Genomic DNA, 21,683 nt, shown 5'->3' with positions numbered 1-21,683 from the left:
AAATTAATTTGAAATTAAAATGCGCTACAGCAACGTGAGCATGCCGGTAAAAGTCCGCCTGCATCCATTAAATCTTTTCTAAATTCTGAAATCACTTTTGAGTTCCAGATTTCTTTAAGTGAATTATTATTAATATTTCCAACAGTTAAATTGTAACATCTACCGTGAGCAGGAATAACAGAACCATCGGATTTAATCATAATGTTTCGATATACATCATTACAAATCTTGCCAATAAATTTTTCCGGTTGATTATAAAAAACATCAAGCTTTGTTTCATCATTAATCTGTGGTGAAAAAATTACTTCAAAGGGATAATTAGATTTTTTGATTTCAATAATTTCTTGTAATAAAATAGTAAGATTCATTTGACTGATCTCTATTTGCTCTGTATTTGAAATGGTTGCAGGATATTTATTACCATAAATTTGATTATGTCTTTTTACAATCAAATCAGAGGTAAAATTAGTGTGCATAAATCCAATCTGTTTAATTGGAAATTTTTTAAAGTAATCAATAAACTTTTTCAAATGTCCGATGTTCCATTCAGTTATAACACAAAAGATTGAAATTTCCGGAGCGTATTTTTGTCTAAGTAATTCTTCAATTCCTTCGATAGCTTTTTGATATGAGTTTTTATTTCCGCGAATTTCATTATGAATTGTTTCAGGTCCATCGAGCGAAACGAAAATATCATTTAATCCTGCATCACATAAATCTTTTGCTTTTGGTTTTAGTGTAAGTGCATTTGTTGTTATTGAAGTGTATAGCTGTTTTTCTTTTGCATAATTTAATGATTCAATCAAATGGGGATAAATTAATGGTTCTGTAAAAGCATAACCAATTTTAGTTTTGGGAAAATGTTTTGCCGTTTCATCAAGAATCTTTTTAATCAATTCAACAGGCATATTTAATGGTGATGTGCCCATAAGGTTTTGATAAAAATTACTTGCTGTATATTCAATTCCAACGTCGCACATTTTGCAGTGAAGATTGCAAACGTTATTTACCCCAAGTACAATCCAGTCCGGAGTGTAAAATAAGTGTTGTGGATAGAATCTTTTATTAATTGCTTTTAGTTTGCTAACGATCATTAATTTTTGGTGTAGTTATAAAGTTTACTATACTTTTCAACCGTTTCTGAAATAGGAAAAATATTTAACGGCTCAAAACTTAAATTGCTAGATAATAATTTATTAGTTATTGAAATAAAATCACTTTCATCATTTGCGATAAACCACTTTTCTAAATTGTGCGCATATCCCACATTAAAAGAAACTATATTCATTCCATTTGCCAGTGCTTCTGCAAACACAAAACCAGATCCTTCAAACTTTGATGGATGCACAAATATTTTACTTTTCTTCATCAAGTCGAAAATCTCTTTACGCGGAAGTAAGCCTGTCAATTCAATGTTCTTGTTAATTCCACTCTGAATTGCTAATTCATTTAGCATTGCAAAATCAGGGCCATCGCCAACTAATTTACAAACAATATTAGGAAAGTTTTTTACCGCATTTGCAACAACTTTAATAAACAACCCATAATTTTTTAATGGAATTAACGAACCAACTGCAAGCAAATCAATTTCTCTTTTATCATTTTGATTAAGACTTTGCTCATCTATTCCCCAAAATATTTCTTCATCAACTTTACTATTTGTAATTTTATAAAACTCAGCACCTTGATTTTGTGATAGTGAGATAATACTAAATCTATCTTTATTCAAAAATCTTAAATATTTATTGGACGAATTAACATCTTGCCCCATAAGTGTGCAGAGGTGATTACATCCAAAATATTTTGATAAATAATTTCCAACTAATGCACATTCACCAAACCATAACGAGTGAATTGTTGTGATAGGAAACTCACTGTGAATTTTCTTAGCTTGTTTAATTGATTCTTTCCAAATGAATAATTTTTTAAAAAAAATATTATTCCCACCTAGTGCACGAACATCAATGGCATTCCATTTATAATTATTTCTCTCGTATGGATACTGTAAAGCGATTACTGAAAATTTGGTCTTTGGAAAAACTTCTTTGTACTTTAATAAAAAATCTTGGACAGGTGGAGTACATAAAAAATCATTCTCATCTTTTGGAAATCCGGGTGTAATTAGTAATACGTGATTTTCAAAATTCATCTTGTAATAACAATCCACGGAAATGGTGAATCCTTTTCAAAAAACAAGCTAGACAGTTTATTCCTAATTTTATTTGGATTATATAAATAACTATGACGTAAATATTTTAACTCATCAATCCTGTGGTGAAAATAATTTTTAGCCATTTCAGGAAACCCAAGTGACTGGTAATACTTAAGCGTTCTGTTTTTTGCCTGCATTAGATCTTGTTGTGAATAAAATGGTGTATCGATTATATGTATTTCACCATATGGCTTGGAGATAAAAAACAACTCTTTAATCAAAGTAGAAACATTTGGGAAATATTGGAGGGCAGAATTTATAATTACGATATCAAAAACACTTGTCGGTAGAGTAGTTGCTAAAATATTTGCATAAATATAGCTGGTATTCTCATTGTTAAATACGCGGGCAGCCTGTTCAAGCTCGTTCAGGTTGACATCTACACAAAAATAATTATGATTAAAATTCTTAGCCAATTGTCCAACAAACCATCCATTGCCACAACCTAAATCAAGAATGTTAAGTGTGGAAGTTTTATGTGATAAATATTTTTTGAAGCGTAAAAAGGATTTAGTTCTTAATGCCCATTCATCTTTATGTGGATTACTTTTATAAGCATAAGGTAGTAGTTTAATTTCATCATCAGCGTAGATTCTTTTTTCTATTTTCCTAACTTTTAGATAAAAGTTTTCAAAAGTATGATCAACCTCTGAAATTTTAATCACACCGTTTTCAGCTTTTAGATATTTAAACTCCTCAATAATCATTCTTAATTTCCTGCAAGTCTGTAAAATATCATTCCTGCTTTTGCAGCTAATGATTTTATTTTAAACGATAATAAGTATTTAGATAGAAAATTTTTATTCATAATCATTTTATGAAAATTTACTTCATTGGTAACTCTTCGAACTGCAAAATCATAATACTTTCTGTTGTAAGCACGTTTAAAATCTCTATCGCGGTCAGAATTTTTATCCCATTTAAAATTATTTGTTTGTGAAGCCTCAATTTCTGCAAAAAGTTCAGTGCCTTTAATTGGGTACGCGACTGTAATTGTAAAATATTCGGGATTTGATTCTTTTAAATGTTTAATTGTTTCTTCAATATCATCTTCAGTTTCACCGGGATAACCAATCATTATGAATGTACCTGCTTGTATGTCATATTTTTGTGCCAACTTAATCATTTCTCTAACTTGGTTAATATCAACCCGTCGATCCATTAAATCAATAACTTTCTGTGAACCGCTTTCAGCGCCAATCCAAACTCTAAAACAGCCGGATGCTTTTAAATCGTTAATAACATTTTCGTTTAATCTATCAGCCCGAGTAATACATTCGTATTTTATTTTTAAGTTCCGTTCAATTAAAAGATCTTTAAACTCACTTAACCATTTATGCGAAATTGTAAATACATCATCAACAAACCATAATGTATCTGGATCATATTCATTTTGAATTATTTCAAGTTCATCGCAAACATTTTTCGGTGAGCGCCGCCTATAGCTTAAGCCATAAACAGCACGACTGCACCATTTACAAGTGTAAGGACAACCACGCATTGTGCTGACTGAAATTGCATTTTCACCATGCCGTTCTTTCCATGCATCTAAATAAAGTTTTAAATTTACTTTATCTCTATTTGGAAATGGAAGCGAATCAATTTCTTTTAGTTTTGACCGTTCTTCAGTAAAAATAATTTTGTTGTTTTCTGAAAATCCAAGCCCATTAATATTTATAATATCATCAAAACGATTTTCATTCAAAGCCTTTATTAATTCAAAAGATGTTTCCTCGCCTTCGCCAATAACAAGATAATCAGCTCCAAATTTTAGAAAATCATTCGCGTTATATTTTATTTCGGGTCCACCTAAAATAATTTTCGCTTGATTTAGGTTGGATTTAGAAAACTTAATAATTTCTAAAACATTCAACTTTGTCATCAGGTTAACGTAGATAGCAATAACGTTGGGCTTTACCTTTAGTAAATAATTCTGCAATTCTTTTAATGACGAAAAAGTTGTATCAAATACTTCATTAGAAAATCCTTTGCGCTCTAAATAGGCTGATATATAAAGCATTCCCAGGGGAACGTACGGCTTCATTATGATTTTCTCATTCGGGTCATCATTTAGGAAATAGCCATGTGTTAAAAGGATTTTCATTGTTTAATATTTAGATCAATTAAGTAGTGGTCAGATAATGATGCTGCAAAGTCATTGTTGCCAAAGATGTTTTCTAATTTATTTAAAATATTTAAAGTATTAAGTTTATTTTTAAAAAAGTTATTTAAATAAGATGGCGGAATAAACAATCCAATTCCAATTTTATTGTTCACAGTAAAATCATTTCTAAAAAACTTAAAAAAATCTTTTGGATGATGATAATAAGTATCTATAATCGAATCATTAATCTTTACTTGCTGCATTCTCTTTCTTCTAAAAATAAGTTTGAACTTTAGTATGAATAAAAAATATATGGATTCAATCATACAAAAATCAGGCATTACAATAGAAATAAATTTACCGTTCGGTTTAAGGATGTTCCTAATCTTGTTTGATAGTAAACTCAATTCATCTTCTGTTAAACAATTCAATCCACCGAAGTTTGAGAATACTAAATCAAATTTATTTGAAGTTGATAATTTATCAATCTGATTAATGTCTAATCGCTCGGCATCAATATTATTTGTTAAATTCAATCTTTTAATTTTCTTTTTAACAATAGAAATCATTTGTTCAGAAATATCTGTTGCTAAAATTGTATGTCCTTTATTAGCAAACCAAATGGCATCTTCTCCGGTTCCGCTACTTAATTCCAAAATATTTATTGAAGTATTTGGAAGAGTCGCTTCTAAATAATTCCAAACCCGTTCTCTTTGTAATTTCCCAATTGCAGTGTTTGTAAAAGTATCGTCGTACTCCTGTGCAACCGAATCAAACAACGCAAAGATCATTCTGCGATTTCCAATTTCTTTAATTGAAATGAATCTAATATTGAAGCAGGAACGTAATAGAAAGTTAATAATGCAGCGCGTAGAAGTTTAAAACTTATTGAAAATGGATTTAGTAAAATGTTTTTAATCGATTCAACTCCTGCGTGCTTTCTGTAAACTTTATGAACATATCGATGTAACTTTTTATAGTACGCAGGCGGAAAAGTACTTCTGAACATTAATGCAAGTTCATCAGAATCCGTCCAGTTGGATTTATGCCCTAATTGATCTTTAACATTTTCATAAAATATTGTTCCCGGCAATGGATATGAAACTGAAATCCCAATTTCATCAGGCATAAGTTTCAAGACCATTTCTATAGTTTTATTAATATCCTCTTTTGTCTCTCCAGGGTACCCAAACTGAAGAAAAAATGCAACACGGATTTTGCTTTTCTTCAGAAGCTCTGTTACTTTAAATATTTGTTCAACTGCAGTTCCTTTATCCATTGCATCTAATATTTTTTGAGAACCTGATTCTGCCCCAACCCAAACAGTTTCTGCACCTGATTCAGCAAGAGCTTCAATTGTATCTTCTTGTAGGAGCAAATCAACACGTGATTGAATTTTATACTTAAAATTTAAATTACGCTGTTTTATAATATCTCTAAACTCATGAACCCATCCGGGTTTTAATCCAAAAATATCATCACACATCCAAAAATGATTTACACCAAAAGATTTTTGAAGAAACTGAATTTCATCAACAACATTTTTTGGTGAACGTACGTTATACCGATTCCCATAAATGGGTTTTGCACACCAGTTGCACTTAAAAGGGCAGCCGCGCGTTGTTGCAATATTTAGTGAAAAATATTTTTTATGTGCTAACCAAATATTTTTATACTCGTCAATGTTAATCAAATCCCAGGCTGCCATTGGCAACGAATCGAGCTCTCTAATAATTTGGCGTGGATTGCTTCTAATTGTTTTTCCATCTTTACGAAATGCAAGACCATTAATATTTTCAAAATCAATTTCGTTTTTATCTAGTTTATTAATTAATTCTTTAAGTGTTAATTCGCCTTCACCAATGACAACAAAATCAACATTACGGTCTAAATACTTATCATAGTGATCAGCGGCATCGGAACTTGATTCAATTACAACAATACCATTTTGTTTTGCAATTTCTGCAATGCGGAATGCAGCCTCGCGCATATTAGTTAAACACATTTTGGTCAGATAATTAAATCCATCGTCGTAAATAACTAAATAATCGGGTCTATCTTTTTTTATGACTGGGATAATCAATTCAGGGGAATCAATGAGTGCAGTATCAAACAAAGAAACATTATATCCAGCCTCACGCATCACTGCTGCAGCATAGATTGTTCCAAGCGGCGGATAAGGCTGATGAGTATTCCACTGCTTTTCATCAAACTTATAAAAATAGGAATGTGTAAAAAGAACTTTTTTCATTTATCCCAAAGAAATATTTTTTGTTTCTTCAATCCATTTCAATTTATCATTAAAAGCTTCCAGTACTCGCTTTTGAAAAAATTTTGGATGGTGCTTTGATTCTTTTTTCGATGTTTTAAATGCAACCTGAAAATCTTTTGAATCATAATTACGATATTTTATTCTATTTGATTTTTCAAATAAACCCATTGCAAAATCATCAAGCTTATCGCCAACAGAATTATTTAATAACTTCTCAAAAAAAGTTTTAATAAGGCTCTTTTTATGCTCAGATATTTTAACAGTTTCTCTTTTCGGAAAGTTTGGATAAAAATCTTTTATCCAGATATTTTTAGAATAAAGTTTATTGTACAATTCTGTCCCATACGTTGGAATAAGAGTTGCGAGTTCTGTTGCAGTAAATATATTTTTTTCTTCAATTTCAAGTGTTTCTGTGTCAACAAAATAATTAATGCAAAAAACTTTTCTGGAGTTTAATAAAAATATCTTTTTAAATAACATCAATAATAATCTTGTTACCCACAAGCGATTTGGATTAGTAATTATAAAGTAGTCAACATCAGAATCTTTTTCCATATAGCCTTTAGAAATTGAACCGGAAAGCATAATACCGCGCACATAAGGAAATTTGGCAATAAAACTTGTCATTCTATACGCAGAGTTTATTTTTTTCTCCGCTAGTTTATTTCCGGCAATCCTACGTTCAATATAATTATCATTGTTTGTTAACAGGTAAAAACTATTTTTTTTATAGACTATATTGTTTTGGGATAAGTTTTCAATTTCATTAGAAACATCCTTTAAACTAACATTATTTGTTTGGAGATTGTGATAGATTTCCTCAGAGGTTAATGGGTAATCAAAAATATCATAATAGGCTAAAGTACGGATTATGCTTTTACCAAGTGATGAAATAGTATTAAGATTTTTAGAATCAAAATTCATAAAAAAGATTAAACAATTAGTTATTGTGTCTTGAAGTTAAAAAATTTGTACCTGTTCTCAAACATTTAGTGTTGAACCTGAGAAAATAGTGACATTGTCAATTGATGAGTTTCAATTCTTTATCTATCTTTTGTCCCAACATATTTGATAATGAAGAAAAATAATACTAAAAATAATTATACCTGGATAATTGGTTTAATATTTCTTGCCCCAATAATCTTTTCCACTAGACTTTTAGAAATGGATAATTTGCAAAAGCTGGCGCTTTTTATTTTTTCAGTTCCTGGTTTTATTTTTTTTGTAAGAAATCAAGATGAGCAGAATAAAATATCAGTTAATTTATATTTGTTAATCTTTTTAGTTGCCTTTCCATTTACTTTTTTAACTGCTTTTATAAACGGCTCATCTGATATACTGACTTTGCAACTCACGTATTTAGTTTCACCACTTTTTATTTTAGTATTTACATTATTTGTAATTAACAAAATGGGGGAAGAAAAGTTTTTAAATATAGCCGCATTTTCAATAGTAATCGTTTCAACTTTTTTTAGCTTTATTGGATTGCTTCAAGTTATGAATATCGAAATAATTCCATTACCTCAAATAATTATTCCAGGTTCAACGATCGGGCACAGAGGATTTGCTGCGGAGTATTTACTTCCCGCAATTCCGTTTTTGTTGATTTTAAAAAAACATATTAAGAAAGATTATTATCCGCTTTTGTTTTTTGCGGGAGTAATTAATTTATCCTTTTTATTTTTTACTCGTAGCCGTTCAGCACTTGGCATTTCAGTATTTATTTTGATCACCTTAATTGCTTTCATTTTATTAAAGAAAAATTATGAAGATAAAACTAAAACTATTATACCAATAACAGCTGTATTTATAATTGCATTTTTGCTCTCACTTATTCCCCCAATAAAAGGCGAACGCTCTGATTTTGGTTCAAACATTACAAGCATTGTTGATACTGAAAACAGAAGTAATAAAATGCGAATGAACTTTTGGAATGCTTCCTTCGAGATGATAAAAGTAAATCCAATAACTGGAGTTGGATTACAAAAATGGAGCGGCACTTATCCCAAATATTACGGCAATAAGTTTGTTGATAGCCAAATATATTTTGTTCACGCTATACACTCACATAATGACTTTCTAGAATTGTTTGCAGAAGACGGTATTGCCGCACCGATAGTTTATTCTTTAATTCTTTTGATAATCATTTTTCATCTCTACAAAAAAAGTTTTATTAACGACAGTTATTTTTTTGTATTACTTTCCGCAATATCAACAATTGGGTTTTCATTTATTGCATTTCCATTGAGTAAGTTTTCATCTTATTTCTTTTTAGCCTTTGCTGCAGGACTTTCACTAAATTCTTTAGATAAAAATGGCAAAGCAATTCAAATTCCACTTTTATTCTTAAAATATTTTCTAATTATCCTTTTCGTGATTGGAATTATTACGTCTTATTTAAGGTTATCTTCAGAATTGAGTTATATCAAAGCAATCGAATACAAAAATGGTGGTGATTATAATAATATGCTTAAAGAATTAGAAAATGTTAATTCTGTTTTATATCCGTTCGATCCCTCCAAGCAGCCTATTGAATTTTACAGAGCAACAGCGTTATATCGTCTTGGCAAACTGGATGATGCACTCATTCATTCAATCAAATCGGAAAAAGTTGCACCAAACAATCCTTTAGTGTTGCATAATACAGCGGCAATCTATCAAACGGCAAAAAAGTACGATAAAGCAATTATTTATTACGAGCGGATTCAAAAAGTATTTCCCAATTATATTGATCCGCAAATAAATTTACTTCTCATTTATTCAGAAACTGCATCTTTTGAAAAAGGCAAACAACTATTTGAAGAATTAATAAAAAAAGATTCACTTAATCCACGGTTAGCTGCATTTCAATCCAAATATTATAACTTGTTTTAATTAGAAAACACAATCCATTTACTTATTTTTGATTATTAAAAATTTTGAAATTTCCATCCTGATGATAGAAAGAGAGGAAAAATGGAAAAGCTTTTATTACTTGGTGCAGAAGCAATAGCGCAAGGCGCAATTGATGGCGGAATGTCGGGCGTTTATGCTTATCCAGGAACACCTTCCACAGAAATAACCGAATACATTCAACACAATAAGATTGCACTAGAAAGAAAACTTCACAGTCAATGGTCCGCAAACGAAAAAACTGCAATGGAAGCAGGACTTGGAATGAGTTATGCCGGCAAGCGTACAATGATTTGTATGAAACACGTTGGATTAAATGTTGCTGCGGATGCTTTTATCAACTCTGCAATAACTGGTGTTAACGGCGGATTAGTTGTTACAGTTGCAGATGACCCCTCAATGCACTCATCACAAAACGAACAGGATTCACGCTTCTTCGGAAAGTTTGCAATGATTCCGATTTTGGAACCGGCTAATCAGCAGGAAGCTTATGATATGGCTTACGAAGCTTTTGAGTTGTCAGAAAAATTAAAAATTCCTGTAATGATTAGAATTACAACAAGGCTTTCACACTCACGAGCAGGAGTTGAAACACGCCCATTAAAAAATGAAAATAAACTTACGTATCCGGAAGATCCAATTCAGTTTGTGCTGCTTCCATCGAACGCAAGAAAAAGATATAAGGGTTTATTGGGATTGCAATCACTTATGGAACAGGAATCCGAAAGATCATCTTTTAATACATTTTATCCTGCAAGAAATAAATCACTTGGCATTATCGCGTGCGGAATTGCTTTTAATTATTTGATGGAAAATTATCAGGATAGAAAATTTACAAATCCTGTTTTGCAGCTTGGTCAGTATCCGCTTCCTTTTGCAAAAGTTGAGAAACTTGTAAGCGAGTGTGAGCAGGTTTTAGTTCTTGAAGATGGTTATCCTCTTGTTGAAGAAATGTTAAAAGGATATTTAGATAAGAATAGTAAGATCAAAGGAAGATTGGATGGTACAATTCCGCGTGATGGAGAATTGAATCCTGATATTGTTGCAAAGGCATTAGGTAAAGAAGTAAAGGTTGGAATGAAAGTTCCAGATATCGTTGCAAACCGTCCACCTGAATTATGTTCAGGCTGCAGTCATCGTGATATATATAATGCGTTAAATGAAACCATGTTAGAGTTTGGAAAGCAAAAAGTTTTTTCTGATATCGGATGTTACACTCTTGGTGCTCTGCCTCCATGGAATTCAATTAACTCTTGTGTTGATATGGGCGCATCAATTACAATGGCTAAAGGCGCTGCTGATGCTGGCGTTCATCCTGCAATAGCTGTTATTGGTGATTCTACTTTTACGCACAGCGGAATGACAGCCTTACTTGATGCTGTTGTGGAAAATACTCCCATTACAGTAATAATTTCTGATAATGGCACAACAGGTATGACAGGCGGACAAGCTTCGCACGCTACCGGAAGATTAGAAGAAATTTGTATCGGGCTGGGCGTAAAACCGGACCATGTAAAAGTTTTAACTCCGTTGCCAAAATTCCACGATGAAATGGTTAAAGTTCTTCGAGAAGAAATGTTGTACGAGGGAGTTTCTGTTATAATCCCAAGAAGAGAGTGCATTGTGCAAATGGTAGCTAAAAATAAAAAAGATCAGAAAGCTAAAGTTGAAGAGGTTGCACAATGAAATCAGATATAATTTTAGCTGGAGTTGGTGGACAAGGAATACTTTCAATTGCTGCAGTGGTTGGAATGGCAGCACTTGAAAATCATCTTTATTTAAAACAAGCAGAAGTCCATGGAATGAGTCAGCGCGGTGGAGCTGTGCAGTCTCACCTTAGAATTTCTGAACAAGAAATTGCCAGCGATTTAATTCCCGAAGGAAGTGCAGACTTAATAATTTCAGTTGAGCCAATGGAATCATTACGATATTTACCCTGGCTTTCTGAAAATGGATGGCTTGTAACTAACACAACTCCGTTTGTTAATATTTCGGATTATCCTGATATGAAAGAATTACTCGCCGAGATTGAAAAACTTCCGCACCAAATCGCACTTAACGCTGATGAAATGGCGCGACAAGTAAAGTCTCCACGATCATCAAATATGATAATGCTTGGTGCAGCATCTCCATTTTTAGATGTTCCGTATCAATCTTTAGAAAATGGAATAAAAAAAATCTTTGGTAGGAAAGGAGAGAGAGTTGTTCAGCTTAACATAGAAGCATTAACAGCTGGACGTGATTTTTCTGAAGCTCACAAAAAGTAACTGCGTTTTTTAACCGCTGAGACGCAGAAAATAAACTCTGCGTCTTCACACACCGGCGTTAAAATCTTTCTTAGGATTTAGCCCAAGCCTCAACATCATCAATTTCTTTTGGAATTGGACGACCAAGAACTTTGTATCCATTTTGTGTGACTAAAATATCATCTTCTATTCTAATTCCACCAAAGTTACGATACTCTTCAAGCTTATCGTAGTTAATGTAATTCTTAAATTTCTTTTTAGCTTTCCACTGATCAATTAATTCTGGAATAAAATAAATTCCAGGCTCACACGTAAAAACAAAACCAGGCTGTAGTTCTTTAGCTAATCTTAAATAAGCCAATCCAAACTGATCACTTCTTTTTGTTTTCGCATCATATCCTACCAGATTTTCTCCAAGATTTTCCATATCGTGTACATCAAGACCCATCATATGTCCAAGTCCGTGTGGAAAGAAGAGTGCATGTGCACCAGCTTTTACAGCAGCATTTAAATCACCTTTCATAATTCCTATTTGTGATAAACCAGCCGCAATAATTTTAGCAGCAGTTAAATGAACATCAGAATGTAACACACCGGGTTTAATCATGTTTATAGCATTTTTCTGTGCGGTAAGAACGATTTCATAAATTTCTTTTTGTCGATAAGAAAACTTTCCTCCAACAGGAGTTGTACGTGTAATATCACTTGCATAATGAAGCAGTGACTCCGCACCAGCATCACAAACAAGTAAGTCACCTTCCTTTAAAACATTATTATGATAATGATTGTGAAGAGTTTGTCCATTTTTAGAGACTATAGCGGGAAAAGAAAGTCCGGCACCCAAAGAAGCCGCAATTCCTTCAATTGCACCAGCGATATCTCTTTCAATAACTCCGGGTTTTGCCATACGCATTGCAGCAATGTGCATCTGATAAGCAATTTCCATTGCATATTCAATTTCTGCAACCTCTTCATCGCCTTTAATAGAACGTTGAGCGACAACAGCTTCAATTAATTTTTTGGAGATTTTACTTTTTAGTTTGTAAGGATTTTCACCAAGTAAATCTGCAAGCTTAAGTGATTGATCGCCACGGTACGTTGGAAGAAAATTAATTTTAACTTTTTTTGTGATTTTAGATTTTAAATATTTTTTTAAATTATCAACATGTTCTGCCTGTGCAACTCCAATTTGGTCTGCAAGTTCAAGAAGTTTTGGTTGTGGTCCCATCCAAACGATATCTTCTATTGTGAATTCATATCCGAAAATAATTTCTTTATCTTCATCGATATCAATAATGCCAACCAAATTTGGTATATCAAGTCCAAAGTAATAAAGAAAAGAACTATCCTGTCTGAACGTATAGGTGTTGCCAGCATAGTTCATCGCTGATTCGTCATTGCCAAGAAATATTAACACACCGTTTTTAAAATTTTTCTTTAAGTCAGCCCTGCGATCAATATAAACTTGCTTATCGAACATAAATGCTCCTTATAGAATAAAGTTTTTAATTGGTAGTAAAATTAGAGAATAATTGTTTGTGTTTCCAGAATGGGCAAGAGAATTAAGAGTAAATGTGATTTATCTTCTGATAATCAAAATCACATAAATTAGTAATCAAAATTCAGTTAAAAATCTATTTTTGCCCTTTTGATTTGTTAGTTACAATTTCGTTTTGTTTTCTAAACATAAAATATAATCCTCCAATAACGAATGGAATGCTCAGCAATTGTCCCATATCCAAAACCATTCCTTTTTCAAACGCAGATTGTTCAACTTTAATAAATTCAATAAAAAATCTGAATCCAAAAATCAAAACGAGAAATAATCCAAAGATATATCCTTGTTTAGATTTTTTTTTAGTTTTATAGTACACAAAATATAGGATTAAAAAAGAAATCAAATAAAAAATTGATTCATACAATTGTGCTGGATGGCGAGGGACTTCATCTACCCTTGAAAAGATAAATGCCCATGGTAGATCAGTTGCAGTACCAATAATTTCCGAATTAAATAAATTACCTAACCGAATAAGAACCGCTGCAAGAGCAACAACAATTACAACACGGTCGAGAATCCATAACATTGTTTTATCTTTTTGCTTTTTAGTAAGAAGATATATTGAAAATGGAATTCCAATGGCCGCACCATGACTTGCAAGTCCGCCTTCCCAAACTTTAAGTATTTCTAGTGGATTTGATAAATAATAAACGGGATCGTAAAACAAACAATGTCCTAATCGCGCGCCAATTACAGTGCCGAGAATAACATAAATTGAAAGTTGTTCAAGATCAGCTTGCGGCTTTTTTTCGAGCTTATAAATTTTAGTGAGAATTAAATATCCAAATACAAAACCTGAAGCAAATAGTAATCCATACCAGCGCAAAGTTATTGGTCCGAGTTTTACTATTTCAGGACTTACATCCCAGAAAATTGATGATATGGTCATTTTAATTTCACAATTATTTTATAATTAAATATAAATATACTTTGATGTGTTAAGCGATGCAAAGAGCATATTCAACCTGAATGGGTTAAGGTTCTTAAAAAATTTCTAGAGATTCCGGATCAAGCCTAGAATGACTTAAAATTTATTCTTCTTTCTTCTTTCTAAAAACTCGTTTCTTACCTTTAGTCTCAACTGCGTTTTTATCAAGCTCCACACATTCTTCGTAAGTAAAGGAAGCCGGGTCACGATCTTTAGGAAGTTTAACGTTTTTCTTTCCAGCTTTTAAATATGGTCCCCATCTACCGTTAAGAATCTGGAATGTTGGATCTTCATCAAAAACTTTGATAAACTTTTCTGCATCAGCAACACGCTTAGCTTCAATAACAATTATCGCATCTTGTTCAGAAACTGTGTGTGGATCATATTCTTTTTTTAATGAATAAAATTTTCCATCGTGTCTTAAGTAAGGTCCAAATCTTCCGATTGCCGCAACAACTTCCTTCTCTTCAAAATTTCCAACTACGCGTGGCAGTTTAAATAATACTAATGCTTCTTCAAGAGTTATCAATTCTAATTTCTGGTCTCTTCTTATTCCAGCATATTCTGGTTTCGCTTCGGGATCATTTGGATCAGTTAATTGAGCAACTGGACCAAAACGCGCCATACGAACAGAAACAGTTTTTTTTGTTTTTGGATCAACGCCAAGAATTCTTTCACCGGAAGCACGTTCGCTTGTTTCCGTTGTGTGCTCAACTTTTTCATGAAACGGATGATAAAATTCTTCAAGCATTTTTGAATAACTCATTTTTCCAAGAGCAATTTCATCAAGCTCATCTTCTACATGCGCTGTAAACTGATAATCCATTATTTGGGGAAAATGTTGATTAAGAAAGTCAGTTACAATCATCGCAATATCTGCAGGAAAAAGTTTTCCCTTATCGGCACCGGTAATTTCTGTTTTTTGCTCGTGCTTAATTTCTTTTTTCTTGTTCAATGTTAAAACTTTAAAAGCACGCTCAATACCCATTCGCTCTTCTTTGTGAACATATCCGCGTTTTTGAATTGTGCTTATAGTTGGAGCATAGGTAGATGGTCTTCCGATTCCAAGTTCTTCTAATTTTTTAACAAGACTTGCTTCAGTAAATCGTGCAGAAGGACGAGTATATCTTTCTGTTGCAACAATTTCTTTCATTTCAAGTATTTGTCCAACTTTTAACGGGGGCAAAATTGAATCATCACCATTTTCTGCGTTTTCATCATCTGTATCTTCAAGATAAACTTTTAAGAAACCATCAAACTTTATTACTTCTCCCTTTGCTGTCAGAACATCTTTGTTCCCTGATATTTTTATTTTAGCGGTTGTGCGTTCAATTTCTGCGTCACTCATCTGAGATGCGATGGCTCGTTTCCAAATCAATTCATATAAAGCCTGCTCATCTTTGGGACCATCAACGGATTCTTTATTAAAATCAGTAGGACGAATAGCTTCGTGTGCCTCTTGAGCAGATTTAGATTTAGTTTTAAACTGTCTTCGGTGTAAATACTCTTTCCCAAAATCATTTTTAATAGCTTGCTCTGCAGCATCTATAGCAAAATCTGAAAGGTTAACAGAATCAGTTCGCATATAAGTTATTTTACCTGCTTCGTATAATCTTTGAGCAAGCAACATTGTGCGAGATACAGAGTAACGCAATTTTCTTGCTGCCTCTTGTTGTAAAGTTGAGGTAGTAAATGGAGCAGCAGGAGATTTTTTTACCGGCTTTTTATCAACATCAGCAATAGTAAATTCTGATTTTGAGCACTCCTTTAAAAATGCTTCAGCTTCTTTTTCATCTTTAAGATATCTAGCAAGCTCAGCTTTAAGATTTGATTTGTTTCCTTTGTCATCTTCTGCGATAAAGTTAGCAACGACTTTAAATCGTGGTTCTGGTACAAAAGCATCAATTTCGCGTTCGCGTTCAACAATTAATCTTACCGCTACAGATTGAACTCTGCCGGCAGAAAGTTTTGATTGTATTTTTCTCCATAAAACTCCGGAAATTTCAAATCCAACCAAACGATCTAAGATTCTTCTTGCCTGCTGTGCATCAACAAGATGGTAATCAATTTTTCGTGGATTTTTAATCGCATTAAGAATTGCTGTTTTAGTAATTTCATCAAAAACAATTCGTTGAATTTTATCATCATCAAGTTCCAAAGCCTCTTTAAGATGCCATGAAATTGCCTCACCTTCACGGTCTTCGTCAGTTGCGAGCCAAATCATTTCAGCTTTTTTAGAAAGTTTTTTTAATTCTGTAACAACTTTCTTTTTCTCTTCTGATATTTTATAGATAGGTTTAAATCCGTTCTCAATATCAACACCTTTGTTTTTCTTTTCCAGATCGCGGATGTGCCCGTAACTTGATGTGACAAGAAAATCTTTACCGAGATAGCCTTCAATTGTCTTTGCTTTTGCAGGTGATTCTACTATAACTAAATTTTTTGGCATATATGATATTATATTATATTGTTAAAAAAAACGCTTGCAAATTAACCGATAAAAAAAACAAAATTCAAAGTTTAATCGTGAGCATTGTCATTTATTTATCATTTGTTCGTTTTTATGATAAAAAATATGATAATATTTGATAAGTTAATCCCAAATATTGATTGAATTGACAGATAAAAATCATTTACATATCATCTTAAAACTATTAGCAGTTCCATTTATTCTGCTTATCAAGATTTATCAACTACTAATATCTCCGTTATTTCCATCATCATGCAGATATTCTCCAACTTGTTCACACTACACTTTAGAGGCTTTAAAAAAGTACGGTTTGTTAAAAGGCGGATGGTTGGGAATTAAAAGAATTTCAAGATGTCATCCATGGGGCGGAAGTGGTTATGATCCGGTTCCATAATTATTAATTCTATGACAAAAAAATCATCATCAAAAAAAATATCATTTAAACAAAAATTATTTCGCATCTTTAAATGGATAATGAAGTTTGCGATTATTTTCTTTGTATTAACTATACTGATTGTTTTTGCAATGCGATGGATAAATCCTGTTACAAGTTCAATTATGGTTCAAAGACAAATTGCCGCGTTCTTTCATGGAGAATTTGAATTAATAAATTATCATTGGGTGGATTATGATGATGTTTCTAAGTTTATGCCGATTGCAATTGTAGCTGCTGAAGACCAGAATTTCCCAAATCATTTTGGATTTGATATTAAGCAGATTAAAAAAGCATTAAAAGAAAACAAACGGGGCAGAAGAGTTCGAGGCGCAAGTACAATCACACAACAAGTAGCAAAAAATTTATTTCTGTGGGAAGGAAAAAGTTTTATACGAAAAGGAATTGAAGCGTACTTCGCATTATTAATTGAGTTGTTGTGGGATAAGCAAAGAATTCTTGAAGTACACATGAACATTGCAGAAATGGGTGATAAAATTTTTGGTGTTGGAACCGCAAGTGTTGCATATTTTAAAAAACCTGCCTCAAAACTTACAATTGCTCAAGCTGCACTTTTAGCAGCCATGTTACCAAATCCCAAAAAATATTCTGCGGTTAAACCAAGCGGTTATCTTCGTGGGAGACAAAATTGGATAATAAGACAAATAAATTCTTTAGGTGGTGCAGATTATTTGAAGGATTTATAATCCATAATAATTGTTGCGAAACCTCAACTCTCTCCAAAAAAAATTCACCTTCAGAATTTAATTCAATCTTGAATATCAAGCATACAACACAAAATGTTTTCTTCGCCAAATAGTAATCTAAATTTGTTGCCTCGAGTATTAATCAACTGATATTTCGATGGTCATTTCACTTTTATTAAACAGGAACCTGGTTTTTTCCCATTTAGGTGGACCGAACCATCCACTGACATTATTAGAATAACCATAATCTTCTGTAGGAATACCCAAAAAATTTAAATCAAGTATTCCATTACAATTCTCATCGTGAAAAACTTTTATCGCATAATATCCATACTCGAGTGAATCAATTCTTAACTGAACACCACGATTAATTATTGTCAGAATTTTCCCAATAAAAACTGAATCCTTACTTTCATAGACATCTTTAGAATTATCTAAGGCGAACCAACAGTCGCCTTTGTCATTCTCAAATCCGGAAATTTTTATACTAAGTGTTCCTCGTTCAATATTATTTAATTTATTAGCCTGTGAAAAAGTTGTGGGAACTTGAAGAAAAAATATATTGGCAACAATTAATATTTGAAATGTTGAGAAATATTTTTTCAAGCAAATATTCCTTTTAAAGGGACAGAAAAAATTGGTTCCTGTTTTAAACCTTCTGCAGAGAGGATATCATTTACACAATACAGAGCGGAAGTTGTTGCAGCTTCCATCAACATTGCAGGGCAATCAAGTTTTACCCAATCACCGGCAAGATATAAGTTTTCTATTTTTGTTTTAAACTCGGGACGAGATTCAGATAGGTTAGTATGAAAAGCAGTGAAATCATCTTTTACTTGTAAATACTCATGCGATATTTGATAGTCTTTTATTTCCGGAAAATATTCTTCAAATTCTTTTAAGAATTGATCGCGAACTTCGCTTTCTGGAAAATCATCCGGCACTGCATAGGAATGAAGTTCAAAAATTCCACCACCGTTTTTCTTTACCCACTCCTCACTGGTTTTTTCCATTCGATGATAAACCGTTACTGAATCCAGTATCTTTAAAGCATCGGTAAATATAAAAAAAGGCACATCTTTCCTGACATCCTTGTCAATCCAGATACGCAATACCGCGTAGCGTTGTGACTGCTTTTGCTTACTTATTTGTGAATAAAACTCAGGGTGGTTTGATTTTATAAATTTAGAATTACTAACAATTTTTTTTGTTCCTTTTATATCAGAAGCAAGAATTAGATAATCAAACTCTACGTTGTTAACAAGAAATTTATTTGCATTTTTTTCAATTGAATCCACTGGTGTATTGAGTTTTATTTTTGCATTGTGGTCGTTTAGATATTTCTCAGCAGGATTCCATAAAGTTTTTTCAAAATCATCATTTAGCACATCATAAATTAATCCATGATTATTACTTAAAAAGTAAAAGTGAAAACTTTTAATAAGCTCTGCCATTGAGATGTACTGCGGCTCAGCAAAAAATGCCCGGGAAAATGTTGTAAACATTAATTTCATTTGTTGAGGCAGATTAACATCATCTGCAAATTCTTTAAATGAGACATGATCAAACTTTTTATATGTCGTTTCTTTATTGTAATTAAGCAGGGATATAAGTCGGCTAAACTTTGGATTCTTAATAATATCCCCAAATGAATAAATGCCAGCTTTTCTCATCGAAAGAATATTTTCGACTGGTGTTGTTTTAATTTCTTTAAAACTATAATTACCCAAATCCTTTGTCATTATTAAATAGTCATCAATAGGAATAAGATATTTGTGTGCATCAATTTTTTTCAAAAGGTTGCGAAGGTTATAATATTGCCTGAAGAAGGCATGAAAACCATGTTCAACATTTGTTTTATAACCTTCCTGAAAATTAACAGGCCACGAACCAACTTTGCCCCCAAGAAATGAATCTCTCTCAAATATTGTTACATCAAAATTTCTTTCAGCTAAATATATTGCAGCAGAAACTCCTGCTAATCCACCACCAACAACAGCAACTTTTTTTGGATAAGTAAGTGCAAATGACTGTGTTGAATCTAAAGTATTTATCTGTTGTTTAAAATCACCTAAACGTTTATTAACTATTTTTGAAATAAAAGATGAACTCATTTGTGCTTTCAATTAATTTGGTTTGTTTGCGGTAAATGTGCGCAAAATTGGTTTTCTCCAGCTGGGCATATTGTATGTTTCTGCATTATCAAAACCTGATTCCTTAAGTAAATTAAAAAATTCCTCAGGGGAGAGGAATTTATCTACACTTCTAACAAGATATTTAAAGATCGTTGATGAACCCGAGATCAAAGTTGAAAGTGGTATAATTAGACCGTATCCCAAAATCTTCCAATATAAATGAGAAAAAACGCTTCCGCTTAACGAGTATTCGTGAAAAACAATTTTACCATTTGGTTTAAGAATACGAAACAGATTTAACAGTGCTTTTTTGTAATCGGGCATATTTCGGATGCCGTACGCCATAAATATTGCATCAACACTATTATCTTCAAAATCCAAATCCATAACATCTTTCTGAACAAACTCTAACTTATTTCTATCATACTTTTTATAATAATTTTCCTTTGCAACTCTAAGCATTTCTTCTGAATTATCAATACCTACAACTTTTCCTGATGTAATATGTTTTAAGCAGCTTATAGTTGATTTTCCAGTTCCGCAGCATAGGTCGAGAACTAACTCATTCCCCTTAAGGTTTAGATGATCAGAACTTCGTTGCAAATCACTTTGATAGCCCTGGCTTAGAAATGTTGCAAGATTATATTTTTTTGCTACGCGGTTAAATTCAAATGGGACATTAGATTTATTTTTTAATAAGCTTTGTTCAGTTTCTTTTATGCTTTCCAATTTTAATCTGCCTCCTGCAATTTCTTTCTCCAGAATTTTCTAAAAGCAAGAGAAACTTCATCTCCTTTTACACTTACTTCATGATATTTGTCTTTTGTCTTTTTTAGTATTTCAAGATTGGAAGAAAGAAAATCAATATCTTCGGCAACAATCTTTGCTGACTTTTTAGCCATAAAATATTTTGCAAACATCGGAAATTTTGGGAAGATATTTTTCCACAAAGTAATTTGCTTCATTTCAACATGCTCATCATCAACTTGCATTATATGCTCAAGGATTAGCAGAATTCTTTCTTTAAATCGAATTTCCAAACGCGAGATATTCGGATAGTAAAACCGAATACGAGTACCAATGTTTTCATTATCACCGAAATAAACTTTTTCTGCCTTTGTTCCAACATTTGCTCTTCTATAAAACCCTTCGATACCATCATCCAAAACTTTTAAATTAAAATCTGCAGGGGATTCCTTTATCTGACCCATAAATGATCTGATGGAATTTCTATGAACATAGGCAATATGGTAGGGATCGATTAAACTTTCAGCAGTGGATTCTAAATCAGCTTTGAACGTATATGCTTTATATGTAAAAGGCCATTCGTTCATTTCAGGAATATCGGTTGGATTTATTTGTCCGGAATTTTCTTCATCGCCGAGAAAAACCCAAACCCATTTATTAAAATCTTTAACAGGATAACTTTTTATTTTAGCTGTTGGTGGAATTTTATCACCGGGTAGCTGTGAAGGAATGTTGACACAACTTCCATTTTTATCATATTCCCAGCCGTGGTAACCGCAAACAATTGTATTACTATTTAAATAACCTAAAGATAAATTTACATTCCTGTGACAGCATCTATCTTCAAGTGCGGTTATACTACCATCTTGATTGCGAAAAAGAATAATATCTTCGCCAAAAATTCTTTTCTTTAATATTGTATTTTTTAATTCATCCGAAGGACAAATTAAGTACCATTTGTTTTTTAACATTTCTTTAA

General features: G+C 32.4%; 19 protein-coding genes. 5 read left to right on the top strand and 14 right to left on the bottom strand.

Going from position 1 to position 21,683, the window contains the following annotated elements:
- Nucleotides 1–14: 14 nt before the first annotated feature.
- From IPJ23_17465 to IPJ23_17435, 7 genes are read right to left on the bottom strand one after another with little or no spacing between them, the layout of a single operon-like run.
- Nucleotides 15–1,094 carry a radical SAM protein gene (locus tag IPJ23_17465; GenBank protein MBK7632453.1) on the bottom strand — a complete coding sequence of 360 codons (1,080 nt, stop codon included), beginning with the start codon at nt 1,092–1,094 and terminating at the stop codon, nt 15–17.
- Nucleotides 1,094–2,149 carry a glycosyltransferase gene (locus IPJ23_17460; GenBank protein ID MBK7632452.1) on the bottom strand — a complete coding sequence of 352 codons (1,056 nt, stop codon included), beginning with the start codon at nt 2,147–2,149 and terminating at the stop codon, nt 1,094–1,096. The genes IPJ23_17465 and IPJ23_17460 overlap by 1 nt, the downstream gene beginning before the upstream one ends.
- Nucleotides 2,146–2,919: a class I SAM-dependent methyltransferase gene (locus IPJ23_17455; protein MBK7632451.1), complete on the bottom strand. Its 774-nt coding sequence runs from the start codon at nt 2,917–2,919 to the stop codon at nt 2,146–2,148. Before IPJ23_17455 ends, IPJ23_17460 begins: the two co-directional genes overlap by 4 nt.
- 2 nt (nt 2,920–2,921) lie before the next feature.
- Complete coding sequence (locus IPJ23_17450; protein ID MBK7632450.1) at nt 2,922–4,316, bottom strand: radical SAM protein; 1,395 nt, start codon at nt 4,314–4,316, stop codon at nt 2,922–2,924.
- Entirely contained in the window at nt 4,313–5,107 is a 795-nt protein-coding gene (locus tag IPJ23_17445) for a class I SAM-dependent methyltransferase (protein MBK7632449.1), read from the bottom strand. Before IPJ23_17445 ends, IPJ23_17450 begins: the two co-directional genes overlap by 4 nt.
- Complete coding sequence (locus IPJ23_17440) at nt 5,104–6,567, bottom strand: B12-binding domain-containing radical SAM protein (protein ID MBK7632448.1); 1,464 nt, start codon at nt 6,565–6,567, stop codon at nt 5,104–5,106. The genes IPJ23_17445 and IPJ23_17440 overlap by 4 nt, the downstream gene beginning before the upstream one ends.
- A complete protein-coding gene (locus tag IPJ23_17435; GenBank protein ID MBK7632447.1) occupies nt 6,568–7,512 on the bottom strand; it encodes a nucleotidyltransferase domain-containing protein in 945 nt (314 codons plus the stop codon).
- 150 nt (nt 7,513–7,662) lie between these two features.
- On the opposite strand from IPJ23_17435, the gene IPJ23_17430 reads away from it, so the two are divergent.
- The 3 genes from IPJ23_17430 (at nt 7,663) to IPJ23_17420 (ending at nt 11,747) form a co-directional block, all read left to right on the top strand.
- Complete coding sequence (locus IPJ23_17430) at nt 7,663–9,462, top strand: O-antigen ligase family protein (GenBank protein MBK7632446.1); 1,800 nt, start codon at nt 7,663–7,665, stop codon at nt 9,460–9,462.
- An 81-nt stretch (nt 9,463–9,543) separates the two neighbouring features.
- Nucleotides 9,544–11,166 carry an indolepyruvate ferredoxin oxidoreductase gene (locus IPJ23_17425; GenBank protein ID MBK7632445.1) on the top strand — a complete coding sequence of 541 codons (1,623 nt, stop codon included), beginning with the start codon at nt 9,544–9,546 and terminating at the stop codon, nt 11,164–11,166.
- Nucleotides 11,163–11,747 carry an indolepyruvate oxidoreductase subunit beta gene (locus tag IPJ23_17420; GenBank protein MBK7632444.1) on the top strand — a complete coding sequence of 195 codons (585 nt, stop codon included), beginning with the start codon at nt 11,163–11,165 and terminating at the stop codon, nt 11,745–11,747. The genes IPJ23_17425 and IPJ23_17420 overlap by 4 nt, the downstream gene beginning before the upstream one ends.
- A 70-nt stretch (nt 11,748–11,817) precedes the next feature.
- On the opposite strand, the gene IPJ23_17415 is transcribed toward IPJ23_17420, so the two are convergent.
- From IPJ23_17415 to topA, 3 genes are all read right to left on the bottom strand, one after another.
- Entirely contained in the window at nt 11,818–13,206 is a 1,389-nt protein-coding gene (locus IPJ23_17415; GenBank protein MBK7632443.1) for an aminopeptidase P family protein, read from the bottom strand.
- A gap of 154 nt (nt 13,207–13,360) precedes the next feature.
- Nucleotides 13,361–14,173, bottom strand: a complete 813-nt coding sequence (gene lgt, locus IPJ23_17410) for a prolipoprotein diacylglyceryl transferase (GenBank protein MBK7632442.1) — start codon at nt 14,171–14,173, stop codon at nt 13,361–13,363.
- 142 nt (nt 14,174–14,315) lie between these two features.
- A complete protein-coding gene (gene topA, locus IPJ23_17405) occupies nt 14,316–16,661 on the bottom strand; it encodes a type I DNA topoisomerase (GenBank protein MBK7632441.1) in 2,346 nt (781 codons plus the stop codon).
- Nucleotides 16,662–16,851: 190 nt separating this feature from the next.
- On the opposite strand from topA, the gene yidD reads away from it, so the two are divergent.
- Both yidD and mtgA read left to right on the top strand, forming a co-directional pair.
- Nucleotides 16,852–17,076 carry a membrane protein insertion efficiency factor YidD gene (yidD, locus tag IPJ23_17400; GenBank protein ID MBK7632440.1) on the top strand — a complete coding sequence of 75 codons (225 nt, stop codon included), beginning with the start codon at nt 16,852–16,854 and terminating at the stop codon, nt 17,074–17,076.
- 11 nt (nt 17,077–17,087) lie between these two features.
- Nucleotides 17,088–17,822: a monofunctional biosynthetic peptidoglycan transglycosylase gene (gene mtgA / locus IPJ23_17395; protein ID MBK7632439.1), complete on the top strand. Its 735-nt coding sequence runs from the start codon at nt 17,088–17,090 to the stop codon at nt 17,820–17,822.
- Nucleotides 17,823–17,960: 138 nt separating this feature from the next.
- Here the strand turns inward: mtgA and IPJ23_17390 are convergent, their stop codons facing one another.
- Genes IPJ23_17390 through IPJ23_17375 form a run of 4 tightly spaced genes read right to left on the bottom strand, consistent with a single transcriptional unit; the run spans nt 17,961 to nt 21,675 of the window.
- The gene (locus IPJ23_17390; GenBank protein MBK7632438.1) at nt 17,961–18,428 is read right to left on the bottom strand and encodes a DUF2141 domain-containing protein; all 468 of its coding nucleotides are present in this window, start codon (nt 18,426–18,428) and stop codon (nt 17,961–17,963) included.
- Nucleotides 18,425–19,936: an oleate hydratase gene (locus IPJ23_17385; protein MBK7632437.1), complete on the bottom strand. Its 1,512-nt coding sequence runs from the start codon at nt 19,934–19,936 to the stop codon at nt 18,425–18,427. Before IPJ23_17385 ends, IPJ23_17390 begins: the two co-directional genes overlap by 4 nt.
- 12 nt (nt 19,937–19,948) lie before the next feature.
- Nucleotides 19,949–20,686 carry a class I SAM-dependent methyltransferase gene (locus tag IPJ23_17380; GenBank protein MBK7632436.1) on the bottom strand — a complete coding sequence of 246 codons (738 nt, stop codon included), beginning with the start codon at nt 20,684–20,686 and terminating at the stop codon, nt 19,949–19,951.
- 2 nt (nt 20,687–20,688) lie between these two features.
- A complete protein-coding gene (locus IPJ23_17375) occupies nt 20,689–21,675 on the bottom strand; it encodes an aromatic ring-hydroxylating dioxygenase subunit alpha (protein ID MBK7632435.1) in 987 nt (328 codons plus the stop codon).
- Between the last annotated feature and the right edge of the window lie 8 nt (nt 21,676–21,683).

This window comes from Ignavibacteriales bacterium (assembly GCA_016709765.1).
GTDB lineage: Bacteria > Bacteroidota > Ignavibacteria > Ignavibacteriales > Ignavibacteriaceae > IGN3.
Note: the sequence above shows the minus strand (reverse complement) of the source record. Positions and strands in the feature narration are given on the sequence as shown.